Source organism: Paenibacillus albidus, assembly GCF_014644435.1.
GTDB lineage: Bacteria > Bacillota > Bacilli > Paenibacillales > Paenibacillaceae > Paenibacillus_AQ > Paenibacillus_AQ albidus.
The window spans coordinates 14,841-34,289 of record NZ_BMKR01000030.1; the positions used below are offsets into that span (position 1 = coordinate 14,841).

Genomic DNA, 19,449 nt, shown 5'->3' on the forward strand with positions numbered 1-19,449 from the left:
TCACAAAAAGAAATCGCCATAAATCACCCTTTCCCCTCCACCATTTCCCCAATCTCCCGTATCCGCTGCTGTACCGCTGCGATCTCGGCCATCAACATTTTACGTGCCTCTTCCGTCTCTGGAGCCTTGCTTTGAATCAGCTGTATCCGCCGCAATTCCAGCAAACCCCGCTCATCCTCACGGGATTGCTCGGTACCCGTCAGCGTCCGGCTCCGGTCCTTGGACATATATTCCTCATAGCTCCCAGGGAAAAACTGCGGCTCACCTTCGGGTCTAAGTATTACCAGCCGGTTCGCGACCCGGGTATGCAAGTAGCGGTCATGGGAAACAACGATTAATCCGCCTGGATACGCCTGAAGTGCCTCCTCCACCCGTTCCCGGGTATCGATATCGAGATAATTGGTCGGTTCGTCGAGTACCAGCAGGTTGGATTTGCCAAAATACAGTCTGACAAAAGCAACGCGGCATTTCTCGCCCATACTCAAATCCCCAATCTTCTTAAATACGTCATCCCGCCGGAATAAAAAGCACCCGAGAATTGTCCGCGCCTCCGCTTGAGTCATCCCCGGAAGCTCCAACAGACTGTCCAGAATAGTGGAGGACTCCTCCAGCGTGTCAAGCTCCTGCGCAAAATAACCAATCTTCGTCCGGGGATGAAGGCGGATCTCCCCCTGGTCCGGCTTCTGCATCCCGGCCATCAGCTTCAGCAAGGTAGATTTGCCAACCCCGTTTGGCCCAAGGAGGGCCAGCCGCTCACCCCGGCGGAGTGACAGATTAAAGCCCTCCAGCACAGGAACCCCCTGCGTATAAGCAAAGCCGATCTGATCCAGAGTGAGCAGGGTGTCTGCTTCAAAATCCCCACTCTCCAAATGCATGCGCAGCTTCGGTGTATCCCTGGGCAACTCCACCCGGTTCTTGTTCAGTCGTTCCAGCGCCGCTTCCTTGGCATGCAGCCGGGAGACATTTTTTTTCGATTTGGACCGCAAAAAATCATTTTGCCCTGCAGCCCTATGCGCTTGCTGAAACCATTCCGCATAACGCCGGATGCTCGCCAGCAGCTTCTCCTCTTCCAAGGCCTGTTTCCTGGCCTGTGTCTGCAGGGTGCGGGCTTCCACCGCTTTTTGCTCCCGGTATTGCGTATAACCGCCCGCATACCGGCGGCAGCCGTCCGCACCAAGCTCCAGAATCGCGGTTGCCGTCCGGTCAATAAACATGCGGTCATGCGAGACGTACAGCACAGTTCCCGGATAGCCGCACAACCACTGCTCCAGCCATTCCATGGTTTCCCCGTCCAGATGATTTGTTGGTTCATCCAGTATCAATAAGCGCGGTTCCCGGGCAAGCAAGCCCGCGAGCTGCACGCGTGTCTTCTGTCCGCCGCTCAAGGAATGGTATGGCGTATGCCACACGGATGGCGCAAGCTTCAGCTGCGCAAGGCTTTTCTCCGCCTTGGCTTCCCAGCCGTAGCCGTCCAGCTGCAGATAATGTTCGTAAGCCTCGCCATACGCGGCCAGCGCCGCTATGTCCTTTCCGCCAGCGGCCTGCAGCCTGAGGCTTAGACATTCGAGTCGGGTTTTGATCGCCCAGAGCTCATGGGAACCGGAGAGAACATACGCCAAGGCCGTTACATCCGGCCCGATCTCCAGCTGCTGATCCAGCATCCCCCATTCCTCCGGCGGCAGCGAGCGGTAGACGCTGCCTTCCTCAAATTCCAGACGCCCCAGCAATCCCTGGAGCAGCGTAGTTTTGCCGATGCCATTACGCCCGAACAACAGCACACGCTCGCCTTCCGCAATCTCAAAGGTGACGTCCGCGAACAGAGTAACGCCCTCCCATTCTTTCCGTACGTTTTTCACTTTAATAATGGTCATATGGATTCCTCCCCTTCGAATGAGCACAATAAAAAAACCGCAGCCAGCGGCCTGCGGTCGAATATCGTATGGAAGGGGAGCGATGCTTTGAATAGTCCATGCAAACAAGGCATCTGCAAACACAGAATAACCCTGTACAAGTGGACCTGAATTCAAATGAATAAGCAATCGCAGACTCCCCGACAGACACACGTATCCCTGACCATAACCGCCCAATAAAGGCGCTCCACAGCTTGTGTATATACACTTTCACAAGTTGGATGGTTGAGCTAGGAAACGTGTTAGTTATTCATCAGTCGGGAAGTCCTCCGTATTGTCCGTATTTGAATGTGTTCATTATACGGGATGTTTTCCAGCAAATGCAAGTCTTCTTGCATTTGTTTCATTTATTTCTTAATCACGGCTGTCTTGCTCCCTGCTTTCCACTCCACGTCCAGCCCCAGCAGAGCGGGCAGGCTGCCGAGCGGCAGCATCAGACGGTTATTCTCATCAAGGCTTGGGATCATGGTGACTGTTTTTCCGTTGACCGTTGCCTTTCCCGTCAAGGGTACATGCTTCACCGTCCGTCCAAAGGCAGTGATGATCAAGGCTCCGGATGCCGCATCACGCTGCAAGGTCCCGCCAAGTACAGCCACGGATTCCCGAAGCGGAACATATACTCTGGAATTCTTCAGCATAAAAGGGTCCTTCAGCTTGGTGGACACGCCATTAAGCATAATGCTTCCGGCAAAACTTTTGCTTCCCAGCTTATAGCCATTATTGGTTGCCAAGGTCTCCATACCCAGACTGGAGGTGGTAATAACCACCTTCGTATTTCTGGCTACCTTCGGATACAGCCAATGAATATCGTCATTATGCATGCGGATACACCCTGCACTTACATATTTACCGATGGAAGATTCATTATTATTGCCGTGAATGGCGTAGGTCGTTCCCTTCGTGCCGTTCACTTCCAGCCCCAGCCAGCGGTCGCCAAGCGGATTGGCCGGATCACCGCCGGGAATATTCTCTTTGTAATACGGGCGGTTTTTGACTTTAACCACAACCGGGAAGCTGCCTTCCGGAGTCAGCTCTTTCGACTTGCCGGTCGCTACCGGGAAGGTCTTCACCAGCTTACCATCGCTGAAAAAGGCCAGCTTATTGGTCTTCTTATTCACGATAATCAGGTCCGAGCTCGCAGCTTCTGCCGTCCCGGCTGTCCCACTCAAACACACAGTCAGCAGAAATACAAACACCAGCATCAGCTTAAGCAGCCGTGGCGCCTCCTTCTTAAAATCGTCGTTCACTGCATAGTTAATCATGATGATTCCTCCCCAAAGTTCTTGCTCCTCTAATCTATGTATCACTGACGCTTCCAGGCCCTGGGAAGTTGCACCTCAGCCTGTACCTTTTCTTATCACCTCGTCCGTCCGCCGTTGACTCAGAGATTGCAGAATCGTAACCTTCCTCTAATTTGTTGCATAAGTCTGCCGATGCACACAGATAATAACCTCGCTTGATATCCTAAACACTCCAAGGAGGACAACCACTTGAATCCAAATTTGTCGAGCCAGATTCAGCAATGCGAGCAAATTATTCAGCAACTGATGACTCAAACCCAGCAAGCAAGCCAAATGTATCAGCAACTGCTCCAGCAGGAGCAACAAAATGCCGTACAATTAGAGGAAATTGCCGGGCGTGAGCGCAAGGCTGCCCAAATAATCCAGAATGCCCTGCATGGACATCAAACTGCCATGCAGCAAATGCAGCAGATCTCGCAAATTTGCAGACAGCTGGAGCAAAGCACTCAACAAAGCGGGTTCATCCCCTCTTTTAACCCGCAGCCTTTCCAGCCTTCGATGCATTCCACCATGCATACTCCGATGATGCATTCCCCAATGCGTCCGCAAATGCACTCAGTTATGGGGACTTCCGACAACTCCGGATCCATGAATCAACAGCCGGGTTCAGGCATGAATCAATTCCGCCCCTTCCAATAAGTTAGGGCTGCGGCGTCCATAAAGGCGAACGGGTTCTCCCGCTCGCCTTTTGCCATACTTAGGGTGTCATAAGTTATTTGCCTACACCACAAGCTGTCCTCTTTTCTCCGCCAGGCTAATTGTTGCTTCCACCCCCGAGTTGAATTCAAGGAAGTCACTCTCCACCCCATCGCTAAAAATCACACCGTTCTCCGGCATCTGCGAAGTGATCTGCAGCGGACTGTCTCCACGAATCGCTCCAAAGACCAGATTCGCAGAAGTCGTCTTGCTCGGAAACGGCTCCCTCACCGTAAAATACAGATTTGGATCATCCCAGGCCTGGCGTTGCCCGGCTGGATTTGTTCCCTGCGTCTCTGCATGATAAGCAATGTCCATCTCAGCGCCTTCATACAGCTGGGCTGCCCCCCGGACTACACCGGCGGCACCGGCCAGCACACTCTTCAGCCAGCCGGTCGAGCCCATGCCGGTGGAGACAATTATTCCGCTCGAAGACTGCTGCTCCACGATTCCGCTCAAGCGCAGCTGATAACGCGCAGAGACATGGGTCTTGCGGCCAATGAACAGGTCGTTGACTCCGTATAAGCTCTGTCCGTCATTCAGCTCTGCCTTGGCCAAGGTCACTTCCTTGATGGGGCGGCTGCGGTGAAATACGTCCGGCACTACCAGCCGCAAATCCTTGACGGTGAAAGGCAGCAGTACGCCATCCCAGCGCTGCGGATCGGGGTTGACTCCGATCAGGGGCTGACGGTGCAGATATTTCAGCGTATTGGCGACCAGGCCATCCTGGCCCAGCACCACCACAGTATCCTCATCGCCAAAGATAAAGTTTGGCACATGCTCACGCTCCAGCAGCTGTACACGGCCAAGGGAACCCAGCTCCATTACTGCCGTCTCCACAGCATTCCTGTAGTTGCGGTCCTCGGCAATATAATCGCTGAAGTCCGCGCCTAACCGCTCAATATAGAACTGGGCCTGCTGGGTCGTATTATAACGGACCACAATTTCTTCCAGCCGGGTCTTGCGTTTAATCAGAATGAGTTTATTCTCCGATCCCCGTGTACTCATCTTCCTCCTGCTCCTCTCGCCGCCCCCGAACCGTTCCCGGCCGAACCCGACATTATGCCTTGCAGCAGATCCGGGGTAATATTCAGCTGGCCAATCTTCTCTGCATTTTCGGCAAGCTCCTGGAAGGCGATCGCAATCAGTTTATCCGGCTTCATCCCTACATTCGTCAATGCTTGAAGCACATTTGGCGACACACCCTGCAGCGCGTTCATGACCGCCGACAGCTCATAGGCCTTCGCATCCGCTTCCGCTCTTTTATTCGTCACGGTAAGTTCAATCAGCTCCTGCTTCTTCTCCTCAAGCGCGGTATCGAAGCTCAGCTGCTCTTCCTTCATTTCATTCTGTTTCTGCTTCACCGATCGTTCCGCATCCAGCTGCGTTTCCCGAATTTGCTTCTTTTTGGTCTCTACAGCAATTTCGGTGTTCAGCTCATTCTCCTTGACGCGCCTCTCCTGCTGGATCGAGGCATTCCGGCGTTCATACAGCGCATTGTCGGCGCTACGCAGAATCTCTTCCCGGGCCTGGGCTTCCAGTGCGCGTAGGGTTTCCTTATTCGGCACAATGGCCAGGATCGACAAGCCCATAAGCTCAATGCCAAGCTTCTCAATCTCCTCGTTGCGGGCAATTTCGGCCGTGATACTTTTGGCCAGCCGTTCGCTCGACTGAATCGCCTCACGCAGGGGCAGCTGCTCCAGCTGCTTTTTGGTCAGCACTTTGGCAATATTGATCACCCGCTGGGCCAGCTTGCCGGGATCATCCGAGAGATAGGTGTTTTTCTTCAGGTTATACGTGTAATTGAGGATCTGGGTGGTCTTGCGGTAATCCACGATCCGGTAAGTCAGCTGCCCCTGCACCGTTACGGTCTGATAGTCGTTCGTAATCTCTTCGAACATGAAGGGGACATCAATCGAGGAGACGGGTACAACCACCACCGAAGTAGTAGGCGCATAATAGTAAAAGGAAAGGCCCACACCCTCACGGACCACCTTACCGTTCTTGACCTTCAGCACATAATCACTGGGTTGGAATTTCACGAATTTCCATCCGAACATGATCAAAACCTCCTGTTATTAACAATTTGTTATTAACAATATATTAACATGTATTTTTGATATTATCAAGATGTTAATAAGAAATTAAATGCATGTTTCACTCTTTGCACAAAATCTATAAGCCGCTTGCCCGGATCTGATTATTCTGGCCAATGCGGACGAGGTGCTCTACAGGAAGATTTCCGCGGTTGCGCCAACACTTACCTTCAATTTCTTTGCCCCCTTGAAGAGCGTATGCATACCCTGGGTCGCTGGTTGGCAAAGAGCGCGAAGCCGCCGGGTGGCTGCAGACTTTCGCAAGCAAAAACGCCGCCATGTGGCAGCGTCTTTATGCCGATGTCCTGTTACCCACCGAAACAGCCACCGTGCTGTTCCACGACCACGGCTCCCTGCTGTTCGTAATTGGGCGGCATCGGTTTCGCTTCGGCTCTTTATGGCGCCTATGGATTTCAGCCTGCGGGCAGCGTGAAGAAGTTATTAGATGAAGGAACCGCATATATGGATCAGCCGGTGCATATTCGATTCGCAGCACCAGTATGCCTTATTCCTTCACTGCTTCAGAGAACCGGACCAGCAGGCCCTCACCGTCCGGCTCCACTGAATACCTTCCTTCCGAACCCAGCAGGCGTAGCGTCAATCAGATCACAGGTCCTGGCGAGCCAGTCATCGAGAAATTCCTCGTTTGGGGGCAAGACGGGCAGCGGATAGGCCAGATCCCCATGACAGGGCTGCGCGGACCCGTATAGCTCCGCATAACGCGGGTCCTGCACCTCCGAAGCCAGGTCTCGGCCGCCATTATAATACCATCGGACTCAGACGGACTCAGAATCCGCTATTTTGCAAAAACAGGCTCTTTCCCATCCCGGACGGACTCAGAGGACCCTATTTGCCATAAGCGTAAGAAAAATGCCTGGAAAGTAAGCAAATAACGGCTTCTCAGTCCGCCAAACCTCAGAAGAATATCTTTTAGACAATATAGGGGCCAGTGAGTCCATGACCAACAGGTCCCTGCTTGACAGGGACGCATAAATACCTCCAGCGGCTATCTATTCTATTGGCAAGCCTATTCCCAAAAAAAGAGGAGCCTCTGCGGCCCCCCTTGTCTCCTACAATTTAATTTTCAACACAATCTTGCGGACAGCTTCCTTCATCCCCGCTTCAATCCCGGTCATATGCCCGTCCTGCGGGTAGCAGATGACCACATCGCCCGGCCCGGCCACAACTGCCGATAGTAGCTCCCCGCTCAGAAAAACCGCATCCTTCTCCGCATTATATTCCTCGGTGACTTGAAGCCGTTCGATGGCGGAATACCCAATCCTCTCCGTGCCTTCCAGAATGTAATGAACATCCAGGTTGACCCGATGCGCTTCCCAGAAGCACTCCCCGGCAGCTTTTGTCTCATATTCATTCACAAAATAGAACAGCTCTTCGTTCACGGAATGGCGTCCGGCAGCCAAACCCGTAAAATCGGTATCTCTCAGGAATTGCAGCCCTCTCTTCAGCTTATCTCCAAAAGCGGCCTCATTCTCCAGCAGATGGTTCAATGTATCCACGATCATATCAATTATCCCCCTTCATCAGTTGCGCTGAGCGCATTGCACAGGAACAGGATAGATCACAGCAGGTGGCGCAGTCTATAACGAAATTCACGCTGCTCTTTTTATTAATGCTTAAAGTTATTCTTGTATGGGGATCATGGCAATGTTCAGACTCTCGCTCTCTATCACAATCGCCGTCAATCCGTTATCCGTCCGCGTCTCATGCCACTCTCCCTGTTCCCAATATGCAGCATATCCTGCTCGGATGGATACTTCGGGCCCATCGCCACCCCTAACCCAGCCTCCTCCGCTGACCACCAGGAATAGCTGCGGGACTCCCGCCTGATGCCACCCAACCCGTCCGTTCTCTCCCAAATACATACAGCCTATGTGTGGAGTAGATGCCTCCGAGAGTATTCTCGACATATGGAGCTCCCGGCTGCCGAAGGCTTCGATTGCTTTGCCCGCCTCTTGGGTGAACTGATAAATCTTCATCGGCTTAGTCTCCTTTCACAGCTGCCGGCTGAAGGGTGACCTTCCCGGCATCCAGACTCTTAATGATCGCTAAGAGGAAGGTTTCGGCTAAGCTGTTCTTTTTAATATTCCGGGCCGCCTCTTCAAAAGTAAACCACGCTGCATCATCCACCTCTGTCCTGTCCATTCTGCTTAAATCTTCCGAATCCGCAACACTTATAAAATTCAGCATCAGCGTGTTCGACGGTTCAAAATATAGGCTGCGCATATATTGGTAGGAAATGATGTCGAGCCCCACCTCTTCCTTTACTTCGCGCACAACCGTGCTTTCGGCATCCTCTCCTTTATTCACATAACCTGCCAGCAGAATATAATCAGGCCGGTTATACTGCTTAATTAAGAGAATCTTATTCATCTCTTTGTTTAATACGGCTGTGCTTACAGCCGTGCTGAAGACGGGAAATCTAAAGCTTCCGCACGCCTTGCAAAAAGGGACCTCTCCTTCCCCGTTACAATCCTTAAGCAGCAGCTCTGTTCCACATTCGTGGCAATATTTCACGGGAATCTCTTCTTTCTCTCTAAAATGGGCGGCCCCGCAAATTCATAGGCCCGACCCTCTCAGTCTAGCGTAATCCTTCCTCTGAATACAATGATCCGGCACCTAATTTGACTCCCCTAACTCCAAATGATAGGGTAGTTTTGAAGTCAATTTTTTCCGGGAGGGATCTATTGTGACGGAAGTGAAACTTAGCATTGGATATGACGAATTTGAAGCAGGGCAGAGGATAGGCTCCGAGATCGAGAAATTAAGCAGCAGCCCTGAAAGTGCGGCACTCAGCAGCCTGATTATCGGCGATTGGGGACAGGCTTACGAGAACAGCGCGGAGGAAGTGGTAGCAGCCCTGGTCAAGCACAGCACCAGTTTTCCGGCTCTGCGCAAGCTTTTCATCGGCGAAATGGACTACGAGGAATGCGAGATTTCATGGATTACCCAAAGTGATCTGTCGCCGCTTCTGGCCGCATACCCGGAACTCCAGTCGCTTACGATACAAGGCGGCAATGATCTCAGCCTCAGCGAACTGAAGCACGACAAGCTGGAAGAACTGATTATTATCACCGGCGGTCTGGGCAAAAGTGTACTGGCAGAGATCGCCGCCGGCGAACTGCCAAATCTGCGCAAGCTGGAGCTGTATCTCGGTGTCGATAATTATGGCTTTGATGGCAGCCTTCAGGACATTCTCCCTCTGACCGAACCCGGAAAGTTCCCGAAACTTACCTATTTAGGATTAAAAAATAGCGAAATCGAAGATGAGATTGCCGCAGCTGTAGCGGATGCACCTATTCTGGACCAGCTTGACACGCTGGATCTATCCCTCGGAACCCTCAGTGACAAGGGTGCGGAAGCGCTGCTGGCCAGTGAGCGGATCAAAAAACTTAAGGCGCTGAATCTGAGTCATCATTATATGTCCGCTGAGATGGTCGCCCGCTTGCAGAGCAGCGGACTGCCCGTAGATGTCAGCGACAAGCAGGAAACCGATGACGACGAGGACTGGCGTTATCCGTCCATTACGGAGTAACGCTCCCTTGCGCCCGCTGATTGTCTTCGGCAACCCCGGCGACAAGCGGACAGGCGGCATACAGCAGGCGCGGCAGCGGCTGGGCCAGCCGCCTGCCCTTATTGTTCCGTATGCCGGGCTGCTGGAAGGCCGCACGCTGGAGGAACTGCTCGCCGCGCAGCAGCGGGAGCTGCCTTGGGCCGCGGCAGGCACCGCTCCGCCGCTGCTGCGGCTGGACTCTCCGGGCGGCAGCTTCGAGACCGAGCAGGCTCTGATCGCGCTCGGCTCTTCGGAGGCTGGGGATGTTGACGATGGCCTGCATCCTTTCGGCGCCAGACCCGACCCCCGGCCACTGGGCCTGGCAGCTGCCGGGCGGCTGAAGCCGCAACCCGGTGTGCTGCACCACCCGTCCCAGTGGTTCCGCGGCTACTGCCGGATGCTGGCCCGGCTCCAGCGGGAAGCTGCCGACATGTTCCCGCAGGCCCTATGGATCAATGACCCGGCGGAGATTGCCGCGATGACCGACAAACGGCGGGCCCAGCAGATCCTGGCTGGCAGCGGAGTGCCGATTCCCCGGCCCTTGGAGGGTGGGCATGGGCCTGCAGATTATGCGTCGCTCCGCGAAGCCATGAGCATGCAGCGGATGCACCGCATCTTCATCAAACTGGCCTGCGGCTCAGCCGCGTCGGGTGTGATTGCCTATCAGATCAACCCAACTACCGGGGCCGAAATCGCCATCACCACGGTCGGAGTTGAGGACTATATTACCCGGCCCCCGCTCTACTACAATTCCGGCAAGCTGCGGCGCTACACCGACACCGCCTCCATCTCCGGCATCATCGACTGGCTGTGCCGCCACGGCGCTTATGCCGAGCAGTGGATCCCCAAAACCGGACCGGACGGCAGGTCCTTCGATGTCCGCCAGCTGGTGGTCAACGGGGAAGCCTGCCATGCCGTCGCCCGCGTCAGCCGCACGCCAATCACAAACCTGCATCTGCGCAGCAAGCGGATGTCCCTTGCGGAGGCCGGGCTGGGCGAAGAAACCCGGTCGCGCATCAGACGCACCGCTGAGGCGGCACTGGCTGCTTTTCCCCTCTCCGCCATAGCAGGTATCGACGTGCTCGTATCGAAGAACTCGCAGCAGCCCTATGTCGCCGACGTGAACCCGTTCGGCGATTTGCTGTACGAGGTTGACTACCGGGGGTACGGCACCTATGAATGGGAGATGAAGGTGCTCGCCGGACCATTAAAGGATGGATCACCATGACAGACATGAACACCATTGTCGGCACCCACGACATTGTAATGATTACACTGGATACCCTGCGTTATGACGCTGCGGTCCTGGAGGAGGCCAACTGCCCGAACCTGTGCGGAACCGGCCCCTGGGAGAAAAGGCATACACCCGGCAGCTTCACCTATGCCGCGCATCATGCTTTTTTCGGCGGCTTTCTGCCAACGCCGGCAACAACGGATAAGTCGGAGCATATCCGCATGTTCCATTCCCGGAATACCGGCCTGAAGACCCACCCTCATACCTGGCTGTTCGACACGCCGGATATCGTCTCCGGCCTGGCGGCCGAGGGCTACCGGACGGTATGCATCGGCGGCGTGATTTTTTTCACCAAAAAAAATCCGCTCGCCCGCGTGCTGCCCGGCTACTTCCAGCAGAGCTATTGGCGGATGACCTTCGGCGTCACCAACCCGCGCTCCACGGAGCATCAGGTGAACCATGCCCTCAAGCTGCTCGCGGGAACACCGCTTACGCAGCGGCTGTTCCTGTTCCTGAATGTTTCGGCCATTCATGGACCGAATTATTACTTTCTGCCGGGGGCCCGGAAGGATTCCGTCGACAGCCAGCGGGCGGCGCTCCGTTATGTGGACGGCGAGCTGGGCCGGCTGTTCGAAGCGCTGCGCGCACGCGGTAATCCGGTCTTCTGCCTGGCCTTTTCCGACCACGGCACAGCCTATGGCGAAGACGGCTATCAGGGACACCGGCTAGCCCATGAGACGGTCTGGAACGTCCCGTACCGTGAGTTCATCCTGTAATGGGAGCCTCAACAGGCCATTTTAGCTTGAAGTTATTCCGAAAGGAGAGAGTACTGTTATGACGTCACCGCTACATCCTCCGCTCCTCCATAGGGAAGATCTATTGTCCCTCTCCGGGGAGAAAGTCCGGCAATGGAAAGCGGACATTACCGCTTCACCTTACCGCTCTTATCTGTACTCCTATCCGCATAAAACCGCCTACGGCGACCTTCAGCCGCCGCTGCCGCTTGCCGAATTGTGGCAAAGCGAGCCGGCGGAGTCTTTTTTCCTTTATATGCATATCCCGTTTTGCGGCGCGCGCTGCGGATTCTGCAACCTGTTCACGCTGCCGGACAAACGCGCCGATGTGCACACCCGCTACGTGGACGCGCTGGAGCGCCAGGCACGGGAATGGTCGGCGTTCACCGGGCATAAACCTTTTGCCCGCTTCGCCATCGGCGGCGGTACGCCCACGCTGCTTGCAGCGGATCAGCTTCGCCGCCTGTTCAGCATCGCTGTGGACATCATGGGGCTGGACACCGGCACAACCTCCATCTCGGTGGAGACTTCGCCCGAGACGATCTCTGTGGAGAAGCTGGATATTCTGAAGGATGCGGCGGTAGACCGGGTAAGCATGGGCATCCAGAGCTTTGTGGCTGCCGAATCGGCGGCGATCTACCGTCCGCAGCAGCCGGACGAGGTCTACCGGGCGCTTGAGCTGCTTGGCCGGTACGATTTTCCGGTTCTGAATCTGGACTTAATCTATGGCCTGCCTGGACAAACCGTGGAATCCTGGGTGTATTCGCTGAACCGGGCGCTGGCTTATGCGCCTGAAGAAATCTTCATTTATCCGCTGTATACACGGGAGCATACCATCGTCAAGCCGGATACGATCCGCCTGCAGGAAGATATCCGTATCGAGTGCTACAACGCGGCCTGCGAGCTGCTTGAGCAGCACGGCTACCGCCAGTATTCGATGCGCCGGTTCGCCAAGGAGGCGGCCGGAACGGACAAGCCGATCCTCGATTACAGCTGCCAGGAAGAAGGCATGGTTGGGCTGGGTTGCGGCGCACGTTCCTATACCCGGAATGTTCATTATGCCTCACGCTACGGAGTCAGCCGCAAAGCCACGGAAAGCATCATCGCCGACTATGTGGCAGCCGAACATTATGATACTGCCGATTATGGCATTATGCTGAGCCTCGGGGAGCAGAAACGGCGTTTTATTCTCAAAGCCATCCTGCACAGTGAAGGTCTGGCGCTTACCGACTATAGCGGACGTTTCGGAACAACGGTCTGGCAGGATTTCCCAGAGCTCGCCCTGCTGCCAGCTTCGGGTCTTGCCCGGGAAACGGATGGCGTGCTGAGACTGACTCCGGAAGGGCTGGGCTACTCCGACTCGATCGGTGACTGGTTCATCTCCGGTGAGATTCGCGGCCGCATGGAAAGGTTCGTCCTGCCATGAAGGCCGTGCTGTATTACCGGGGTTCCCTTACATCCTGCAATTATGACTGCCCCTATTGTCCTTTCGGCAAAACAAGGGACAGCGCCGCCACACTCGCCAAAGACCGCGAGGGCGTGGAGAGGTTCGTGCAATGGGCGGGGGAACAAGGCGCTGCGGGCCACCGGCTGTCGATCTTTTTTAATCCGTATGGAGAAGGTCTCATTCACCGCTGGTACAAAAAAGCGCTGGCCGACTTAAGCGCCATGGACCATGTCGACAAGGTCGCTATTCAGACCAATCTGTCAGCAGATTTAAGCTTTATTTCAGAGCTTCAGAAAGAAAAAACCGCCTTCTGGGCCACTTACCACCCGGGTCAGGTGCGGGAAGAGACATTTTTGGCGCAATGCCTGACCTTGCACCGCCATGGAGTTCCGTTCAGTGTGGGCAGCGTGGGCATCCGTACCGCTTTTGCAGCGCTCTCCTCGCTGCGGGCAGTTCTGCCGGAGGATATCTATCTGTGGGTAAATGCCTACAAGGACAGGCCGGACTATTATACCGCCGAGGATCTCGTTTTCCTCAGCGGGATCGATCCGCATTTCGGCCTAAATGCCAGAGATTATGAAAGCCTTGGCCAAGCCTGCCAGGCGGGCAGCAGTGTATTTTATGTTCAGGGTGCCGGACGCGTCAAACGCTGCTACAAGGACAGAAGCGTCATCGGCAACCTGTACCGTGACGGTCTGGAAGGCCTTTCGGCCAAGCGGGCCTGCCGCATGAACCTGTGCGATTGTTATATCGGCTATATTCACATGCCTGGACTGGAGCTGCATAAGGTCTACGGCTCGGGCCTGCTGGAGCGGATTCCTTATGGAGTGCCAAGCCCATGAGCCGCCGGAGCAAACAAGCACCCGTCCTGTGGCTGACCGGCCTCTCCGGGGCCGGCAAGAGCACGATCGCTTCCCTGCTCACAGAGAAGCTCCGGGAGCAGGGACGGGCCGTCGAATGGCTCGACGGCGACGAGCTGCGCAGCAGCATCTGCAAAGGCCTCGGCTTCAGCCGGGAGGACCGGATGGAGAATATCCGCCGGGCTGTATACATCGCCGGACTGCTTAGCCGCAATGACGTGATCCCCATCGTCTCCGTCATCAGTCCTTACCGGGAAATGCGGGAATACGCCCGCCGGACACTTCCCCGGTACATGGAGGTGTTCGTAGACTGTCCGCTTGAGATCTGTGAGCAGCGTGATGTCAAAGGACTCTACGCTAAAGCGCGTTCCGGTGAAATCCCCGCTTTTACCGGAATCTCCGACCCTTATGAGATTCCGGCACAACCCGAGCTCACTCTGCGTACGGCAGAGCAGACCACGGAAGAATGTGTGGCTGCGGTGCTGCAATTGCTCACGGAATAAACCGTGCTGCCCGCTGCAGAATGTCAGGGCTGTGTTAAATTTCAAGAAAAAAGACCCTGCCGGAGATTTCGGACAGGGTTTTTGGGACCGGCGTGGAATAAGAAGGGAGAGCCCAAACCTGCCTGGGCATCCTTAAAAAAGATAAGTTGGAGGGAATTCAATTCATGAGCAGTCTAATAAATTTTGCCCACCGCGGCGCATCGGCGGCCTGTCCGGAGAACACGATGGCGGCCTTCCGCAAAGCGCTGGTACTGGGTGCAACCGGTATTGAAACAGATGTTCAAATGACCCGGGATGGTGCACTTGTCCTCATTCATGATGAGACGTTGGACCGTACGACGAACAGCACCGGGTATATCAAGGACAAGACCCTGCGCGAAGTGCTGGAGGCCGATGCCGGCTCCTGGTTCAGCGAGCAGTTCAAGAACGAGCCTGTCCCTGTGCTTGAGGATCTGCTGGAGCTGCTGCAGGCGGAGGACACTATTCTGAATATCGAGCTCAAGAATGGCACATTCCTGTATCCGGGGATGGAGGAGAAGGTCATTGCTGCTGTGAGAGCTTTTGGTATGAGCGACCGGGTTGTGCTGTCGAGCTTTAATCATTATTCGCTGGCCTACTGCAAATCGCTGGCGCCGGAGATCCGCACCGGTATTTTGTATATGGAGGGGCTTTACCGCCCATGGGATTACGCCGCTACGCTTTCAGCCGATGCGCTGCATGCCAATCATCAAGCGGTCCTTCCCGAATTCGTCGCAGCGGCAGCAGAGCTAGGCATTGTCTACCATCCTTTTACCGTCAACGACCCCGACCGGATGAAATTCCTGATCGAAGCGGGCGTGTCGGGAATTATTACCGATCATCCGGACCTGCTCGCCGGACTGCTGGCTGACAAGGGAGCGTGAATGCGTGAAAAAGATCTGGCTGCTCGGTTTCGGCTTTTTCAGCATCAGCATTACGTGGAGCTTATATAACGCGTTTGTTCCTTTTTTCCTGGAAAAGTATGTACACAGTGTAGCCCTGATCAGTTTCTTGATGACCCTTGATAATTACTTCGCCTTGTTCCTTCAGCCGTGGATCGGCAACCGCAGCGACCGTACCGTTACCCGGTATGGGCGCAGAATGCCTTATCTAATGATCGGCATGCCTGCCGCCGCAGTGCTGACCCTGCTGATTCCGTATCATACGGGACTGTTCACGCTGCTGCTGTTCATGATGCTGATGAATCTGGCCATGAGCTTATACCGTTCGCCGACCGTTGCGCTGATGCCCGATATTACCCCGGATGCACAGCGGACGAAGGCCAACGGACTGATTAACTTCATGGGCGGCTTCGGGTCGATTCTGGCCTTTGGTGCAGGCTCCATTCTGTATGCCTCAAACCCTGCGCTGCCGTTTATCGCAGCCGGAATGATCACGCTGTTATGCCTTTTTATCGTATCTCGTTATATCAAGGAGGACCGGGACGGCATCCATGGGGACAACACATTAACCCCGGCAACAGCAGCCGCTGTCGATCCAGCCCACGGCGTCGTCGCCGTTCCCGGGAAATCCTCCCGGATCTCATTCAAAAAACAATTGGACCGCACAACGGTATTTCTGCTGGCGGCCATATTTTTCTGGTTCGTAGCCTATCAGGGGGTAGAGACCCTTTTTACCCTTTATGGCAAAAATCATCTGGGCTTAAGTGAAAAGGCAGCCTCCTTCTCCCTCACGTTCTTCTCGCTCGCTTTCGTACTGTTCGCCATCCCTAGCGGCTGGCTGGGCGGGCGGTTCGGGAAGAAAAAGCTCATCATCATCGGGGTCTGCGGGCTGATGCTGGTCTTTGCGCTGGTTGGCTTTGCACGCGATCTGCCGGTACTGCGGGGCCTATTGCTGCTCGGCGGCATGTTCTGGGCCTGCATCAATATCAATTCCTATCCCTACGTAGTCGCTACAGGGACTGAGGAGAGCATCGGCACACGGACGGGCATGTATTATCTGGTGTCCTCCCTGGCGGCGATCAGCTCCCCTCCCATCCTGGGGCTGCTGATTGATCTATTCGGCTATGCCGTTCTCTTCTACTGTGCAGCGGCCAGTATGGCGGTCGCGCTGCTCTGCCTGCTCCTGATGAAAGAGCGCAGGAAAAGCGTGAATTTACCACAAGCTCCAGGCGCGGGAGCTTAACATTTAAGGGCTGCCCCGTGAGCTATGTACCTAAGTACATGGCGGCTGGAGCAGCCCTTTTGTTTGGTGTGCATGGCCGGCACTCACTTGGCCTTGAAATTGCCATACCATTTGGCATAATCTGCGTTTGCCGTATCCGGCTTGTAGACGGAATACCGTCCGGTGCCAAGCTGTTTGGCGTTGTACATCGCGGTGTCGGCCTCTTTGAGCAGCCGGCCGCGTTCGGTTTTGCCGTGGCTTAATGTAATCCCGATACTGGCTGACACGAACAGATGATGCTGCTCCAGCTTGTATTTGCAGGTCGTTGTCTCCAGAATCTTCACAGCCAGCTGTTCAGCTTCCTTCTGGCTGCACCGCTTGGCGACAATGACAAACTCGTCCCCGCCTACCCGAAAAATATGACGTTTCCCTTTGCTGGAGAACTGGCTCAGCTTGCCCCCTACCGCTTCCAGCAGCAGATCGCCTACATGATGCCCAAGCGTATCATTAATGGATTTAAAGCGGTTCAGATCGAGAAACAAAACGGCCAGCTGTTCGTTTTCCTTGCAGTGATCCCAGAAGTGGTCCATGCCGTTTTTATTCAGCAGGCCGGTTAAGGCGTCTTTGTAGGCCAGTTCTTTCAGTTGGTCCCTCTCCCCCAGCAGCAGCCGCAGCCGCGAGAACAGAAACAGCAGCACGGCAATGGTTATGCCGTAGACCGCATAGGGAAACAGAACCCCCTCCCGGAAATCTGGTTTCCCCTGCAAGGACAACGAGCCCAGGGCATGCATCGTCCAGAGCCCAACACCTATAATAATAACCACTACGCCGGTTCGCAGCGCTTTGGTTCTTTGCGTTAAACTGGGAATCCCCAGGATCAAGAGTACCGAGTAGACTGCAATTCCAGCGATCAGTATGGAGGACATGGCCAGTAGGTAATTTTGTACTTCTTCCATTAACTGCACTTCCTTTGTTGTTGTCGTATAATAAAAGCATTAGCCCGGCAGTTTAAGTGTACATTCACTCGGTTGGACATTTTCTGAACGCAGCAAGTGATTTTTTATTTCAAAGGAGGTCTTTCACCATGTTGGATAGAGGTCCAAACCCCCATGATATTCATCCCAATCCCGAGCTTAAACAAATTCGTTACATCAAAAATATCGTGACCAATCCCCGGATTATCGCAGGAGAGTATTCTTACTATGATGATACGAACGGAGCGCCTTTTGAAGAACGGGTTACTCATCACTATGATTTTATCGGCGACCGGCTGATTATTGGCAAGTTCTGCGCCATCGCTTCAGGTGTAGAATTCATCATGAATGGCGCCAACCACCGGATGGGCTCGGTAACCACCTATCCTTTTAATATTATGGGACATGGCTGGGAGAAAGCAACACCACAATTATCGGATCTTCCCTACAAAGGGGATACGGTAATAGGCAACGATGTCTGGATTGGACAAAATGTTACGATCCTGCCCGGAGTTACGATCGGAGACGGAGCTATTATTGCCGCAAATGCCACAGTAACCAAGGATATTCCGCCTTATCACATCGCCGGCGGCAATCCGGCCAGGCTCCTGAAGCAACGTTTCGATGACGAGCTGATCAACCTTTTGCTGGAGCTGAAATGGTGGGACTGGAGCCCGGAGAAAATTAGCGCCCACCTGGACATTTTATGCAGCAGCGACCTGGACAAGATCAGAACCCTGCTCTAAAGGGATCAAATTCGCTTTTAATGTATTTGGTGCAGCCAAATCGCTCCTGGAGCGTTTGAAAGTGCCTTCTGATGTATTTCGTACATTGGATATTTAAAAAGATAGGTGTCTTCCAACCTTTTGGCTGTTCCTAATGCATCAAATGCAGTCAGATTGAAAATAAGCCCTATTTACTCGCCATCTGCTGCACTAAATGCAGTGAAAAGCTCCTGGCCAAGTGCCAGTCTCATCTGAAAGCGTAAAAGTAGCGAGTCTCCAGTTATTGAGGGACTCGCTACTTTTGGGTTCAGGTTCATTGCGGAGAACAGGCCGACGGGAGAAAACTAACTTACAGATGCAGATGCTCCACACAGTTATACAGTCCACAACTCCAGACTCCGTCCGTTTGAGTGATCCGGGTAATGGAAGTGTTCTTAAGCAGTTCGCTCAGATCCATGCCCGGTACAAGCCCTCTCAGACTGTTGTGCAGAATCGCGCCGTGGCTGACGATCAATATCCGTTGTCCGGGATGTTTCATGGCAATCTCTCCAATTGTGCGGCTGCCTCTGAGCTGGGCGGCTTCCGGCGCTTCCAGCCCAAGATCCAGGCTCTTCCAGGCACTGCCCCAGCGCGCCAGGCGTTCCTTCTCCGTCGTCCCCTCAATCTGACCGGCGTTCATCTCCCGGATACCCGGCAGCAGACCGGCGATGTCCAGACCCAGCCTCGACGCAATGATCTCCGCTGTCTGTCTTGCCCGCTTCAGATCGCTTGAATAAATAAAGTCCCAGGCTTCCCCGCTGAGGCGCTCCGCAATCGCCGCAGCCTGCTGCAAGCCCTCTTCATCCAAAGTATTGTCCGTATGCCCTTGAGCCCGTCCTTCCTTGTTCCAGTACGTGCTGCCGTGCCGAATCAAGCCTATGGTTGTCATTAAGCTAACCGCCTTTGTAATCTTAGTAGTTGACGCGCTGTGATAGGGAATGGTACCCGCTAATTTCATGATAAGGCCTGATAGAGAATGATTTGGGCGATATTAACGGGCGCCATTCCCTCTAAAATGACTAAAAGGGCCCTCTTTACGATTTTAAGAGGTGAATTTCCCTATAGCAAAGCTGAGTCACCCCTGCAGAGTGAGGATGCTTAGATTATAAACCAACGCTGCCTTTCATGCATATGTATTCCCCATTTGGACAAACCGA

20 protein-coding genes are annotated in these 19,449 nt (G+C 54.3%); 11 read left to right on the forward strand and 9 right to left on the reverse strand.

Annotated elements, in window-relative coordinates:
• Window positions 1–23: 23 nt before the first annotated feature.
• Both abc-f and IEY53_RS25400 read right to left on the reverse strand, forming a co-directional pair.
• The gene (gene abc-f / locus IEY53_RS25395; RefSeq protein ID WP_189029969.1) at window positions 24–1,871 is read right to left on the reverse strand and encodes a ribosomal protection-like ABC-F family protein; all 1,848 of its coding nucleotides are present in this window, start codon (window positions 1,869–1,871) and stop codon (window positions 24–26) included.
• A 386-nt stretch (window positions 1,872–2,257) separates the two neighbouring features.
• Complete coding sequence (locus tag IEY53_RS25400) at window positions 2,258–3,172, reverse strand: L,D-transpeptidase family protein (RefSeq protein ID WP_308424257.1); 915 nt, start codon at window positions 3,170–3,172, stop codon at window positions 2,258–2,260.
• Between the two features lie 228 nt (window positions 3,173–3,400).
• On the opposite strand from IEY53_RS25400, the gene IEY53_RS35340 reads away from it, so the two are divergent.
• A complete protein-coding gene (locus IEY53_RS35340) occupies window positions 3,401–3,850 on the forward strand; it encodes a hypothetical protein (RefSeq protein ID WP_373293932.1) in 450 nt (149 codons plus the stop codon).
• Window positions 3,851–3,931: 81 nt separating this feature from the next.
• Here the strand turns inward: IEY53_RS35340 and IEY53_RS25410 are convergent, their stop codons facing one another.
• The gene (locus IEY53_RS25410; RefSeq protein WP_189029971.1) at window positions 3,932–4,915 is read right to left on the reverse strand and encodes a diacylglycerol kinase catalytic domain-containing protein; all 984 of its coding nucleotides are present in this window, start codon (window positions 4,913–4,915) and stop codon (window positions 3,932–3,934) included.
• Window positions 4,912–5,967, reverse strand: a complete 1,056-nt coding sequence (locus tag IEY53_RS25415) for an SPFH domain-containing protein (RefSeq protein ID WP_189029973.1) — start codon at window positions 5,965–5,967, stop codon at window positions 4,912–4,914. Before IEY53_RS25415 ends, IEY53_RS25410 begins: the two co-directional genes overlap by 4 nt.
• A 402-nt stretch (window positions 5,968–6,369) precedes the next feature.
• Between IEY53_RS25415 and IEY53_RS25420 the strand changes: the two genes are divergently transcribed.
• Window positions 6,370–6,675, forward strand: coding sequence for a hypothetical protein (locus tag IEY53_RS25420; protein WP_189029974.1), 306 nt, complete (start codon window positions 6,370–6,372; stop codon window positions 6,673–6,675).
• Between the two features lie 398 nt (window positions 6,676–7,073).
• On the opposite strand, the gene IEY53_RS25425 is transcribed toward IEY53_RS25420, so the two are convergent.
• From IEY53_RS25425 to IEY53_RS25435, 3 genes are all read right to left on the reverse strand, one after another.
• A complete protein-coding gene (locus IEY53_RS25425; RefSeq protein ID WP_189029976.1) occupies window positions 7,074–7,526 on the reverse strand; it encodes a NanQ anomerase/TabA/YiaL family protein in 453 nt (150 codons plus the stop codon).
• 117 nt (window positions 7,527–7,643) lie between these two features.
• The gene (locus IEY53_RS25430; protein WP_189029978.1) at window positions 7,644–8,000 is read right to left on the reverse strand and encodes a cupin; all 357 of its coding nucleotides are present in this window, start codon (window positions 7,998–8,000) and stop codon (window positions 7,644–7,646) included.
• A gap of 4 nt (window positions 8,001–8,004) precedes the next feature.
• A complete protein-coding gene (locus IEY53_RS25435) occupies window positions 8,005–8,538 on the reverse strand; it encodes an NAD(+) diphosphatase (RefSeq protein ID WP_189029980.1) in 534 nt (177 codons plus the stop codon).
• Between the two features lie 172 nt (window positions 8,539–8,710).
• Between IEY53_RS25435 and IEY53_RS25440 the strand changes: the two genes are divergently transcribed.
• The 8 genes from IEY53_RS25440 to IEY53_RS25475 all read left to right on the forward strand — a co-directional run bounded on the left by IEY53_RS25440 (window position 8,711) and on the right by IEY53_RS25475 (window position 16,575).
• Complete coding sequence (locus IEY53_RS25440; RefSeq protein WP_189029982.1) at window positions 8,711–9,556, forward strand: STM4015 family protein; 846 nt, start codon at window positions 8,711–8,713, stop codon at window positions 9,554–9,556.
• A 7-nt stretch (window positions 9,557–9,563) separates the two neighbouring features.
• Window positions 9,564–10,802, forward strand: coding sequence for an STM4014 family protein (locus tag IEY53_RS25445; protein ID WP_229696352.1), 1,239 nt, complete (start codon window positions 9,564–9,566; stop codon window positions 10,800–10,802).
• The gene (locus IEY53_RS25450; RefSeq protein ID WP_189029986.1) at window positions 10,799–11,584 is read left to right on the forward strand and encodes an STM4013/SEN3800 family hydrolase; all 786 of its coding nucleotides are present in this window, start codon (window positions 10,799–10,801) and stop codon (window positions 11,582–11,584) included. Before IEY53_RS25445 ends, IEY53_RS25450 begins: the two co-directional genes overlap by 4 nt.
• 58 nt (window positions 11,585–11,642) lie before the next feature.
• Window positions 11,643–13,028, forward strand: a complete 1,386-nt coding sequence (locus IEY53_RS25455; protein WP_189029988.1) for an STM4012 family radical SAM protein — start codon at window positions 11,643–11,645, stop codon at window positions 13,026–13,028.
• On the forward strand, window positions 13,025–13,891 hold the full coding sequence (locus tag IEY53_RS25460) for an STM4011 family radical SAM protein (RefSeq protein WP_189029990.1): 867 nt from the start codon (window positions 13,025–13,027) through the stop codon (window positions 13,889–13,891). Before IEY53_RS25455 ends, IEY53_RS25460 begins: the two co-directional genes overlap by 4 nt.
• Window positions 13,888–14,412 (forward strand): adenylyl-sulfate kinase, encoded by a 525-nt coding sequence (gene cysC / locus IEY53_RS25465; RefSeq protein WP_189029992.1) that lies wholly within the window; start codon window positions 13,888–13,890, stop codon window positions 14,410–14,412. Before IEY53_RS25460 ends, cysC begins: the two co-directional genes overlap by 4 nt.
• A gap of 164 nt (window positions 14,413–14,576) precedes the next feature.
• Entirely contained in the window at window positions 14,577–15,314 is a 738-nt protein-coding gene (locus IEY53_RS25470; protein ID WP_189029994.1) for a glycerophosphodiester phosphodiesterase, read from the forward strand.
• 4 nt (window positions 15,315–15,318) lie between these two features.
• A complete protein-coding gene (locus tag IEY53_RS25475) occupies window positions 15,319–16,575 on the forward strand; it encodes an SLC45 family MFS transporter (RefSeq protein WP_189029996.1) in 1,257 nt (418 codons plus the stop codon).
• An 83-nt stretch (window positions 16,576–16,658) separates the two neighbouring features.
• On the opposite strand, the gene IEY53_RS25480 is transcribed toward IEY53_RS25475, so the two are convergent.
• Window positions 16,659–17,510, reverse strand: coding sequence for a GGDEF domain-containing protein (locus tag IEY53_RS25480; RefSeq protein WP_189029998.1), 852 nt, complete (start codon window positions 17,508–17,510; stop codon window positions 16,659–16,661).
• A gap of 128 nt (window positions 17,511–17,638) precedes the next feature.
• Here IEY53_RS25480 and IEY53_RS25485 point away from each other — a divergent pair, with 128 nt between their 5' ends.
• Complete coding sequence (locus IEY53_RS25485) at window positions 17,639–18,274, forward strand: Vat family streptogramin A O-acetyltransferase (RefSeq protein ID WP_373293933.1); 636 nt, start codon at window positions 17,639–17,641, stop codon at window positions 18,272–18,274.
• 328 nt (window positions 18,275–18,602) lie between these two features.
• Here IEY53_RS25485 and IEY53_RS25490 read toward each other — a convergent pair whose 3' ends face one another.
• Complete coding sequence (locus IEY53_RS25490) at window positions 18,603–19,181, reverse strand: histidine phosphatase family protein (RefSeq protein ID WP_189030000.1); 579 nt, start codon at window positions 19,179–19,181, stop codon at window positions 18,603–18,605.
• Between the last annotated feature and the right edge of the window lie 268 nt (window positions 19,182–19,449).

Excerpts from the sequence above, each read along its gene's own strand:
- IEY53_RS25470 (WP_189029994.1), top strand. The coding sequence starts at position 14,577 with ATGAGCAGTCTAATAAATTTTGCCCACCGCGGCGCATCGGCGGCCTGT.
- IEY53_RS25430 (WP_189029978.1), bottom strand. The coding sequence starts at position 8,000 with ATGAAGATTTATCAGTTCACCCAAGAGGCGGGCAAAGCAATCGAAGCC.
- cysC (WP_189029992.1), top strand. The coding sequence starts at position 13,888 with ATGAGCCGCCGGAGCAAACAAGCACCCGTCCTGTGGCTGACCGGCCTC.
- IEY53_RS25490 (WP_189030000.1), bottom strand. The coding sequence starts at position 19,181 with ATGACAACCATAGGCTTGATTCGGCACGGCAGCACGTACTGGAACAAG.
- IEY53_RS25485 (WP_373293933.1), top strand. The coding sequence starts at position 17,639 with ATGTTGGATAGAGGTCCAAACCCCCATGATATTCATCCCAATCCCGAG.
- IEY53_RS25450 (WP_189029986.1), top strand. The coding sequence starts at position 10,799 with ATGACAGACATGAACACCATTGTCGGCACCCACGACATTGTAATGATT.
- abc-f (WP_189029969.1), bottom strand. The coding sequence starts at position 1,871 with ATGACCATTATTAAAGTGAAAAACGTACGGAAAGAATGGGAGGGCGTT.
- IEY53_RS25425 (WP_189029976.1), bottom strand. The coding sequence starts at position 7,526 with ATGATCGTGGATACATTGAACCATCTGCTGGAGAATGAGGCCGCTTTT.
- IEY53_RS25415 (WP_189029973.1), bottom strand. The coding sequence starts at position 5,967 with ATGTTCGGATGGAAATTCGTGAAATTCCAACCCAGTGATTATGTGCTG.
- IEY53_RS25480 (WP_189029998.1), bottom strand. The coding sequence starts at position 17,510 with ATGGAAGAAGTACAAAATTACCTACTGGCCATGTCCTCCATACTGATC.
- IEY53_RS25455 (WP_189029988.1), top strand. The coding sequence starts at position 11,643 with ATGACGTCACCGCTACATCCTCCGCTCCTCCATAGGGAAGATCTATTG.
- IEY53_RS25400 (WP_308424257.1), bottom strand. The coding sequence starts at position 3,172 with ATGATTAACTATGCAGTGAACGACGATTTTAAGAAGGAGGCGCCACGG.
- IEY53_RS25460 (WP_189029990.1), top strand. The coding sequence starts at position 13,025 with ATGAAGGCCGTGCTGTATTACCGGGGTTCCCTTACATCCTGCAATTAT.
- IEY53_RS25410 (WP_189029971.1), bottom strand. The coding sequence starts at position 4,915 with ATGAGTACACGGGGATCGGAGAATAAACTCATTCTGATTAAACGCAAG.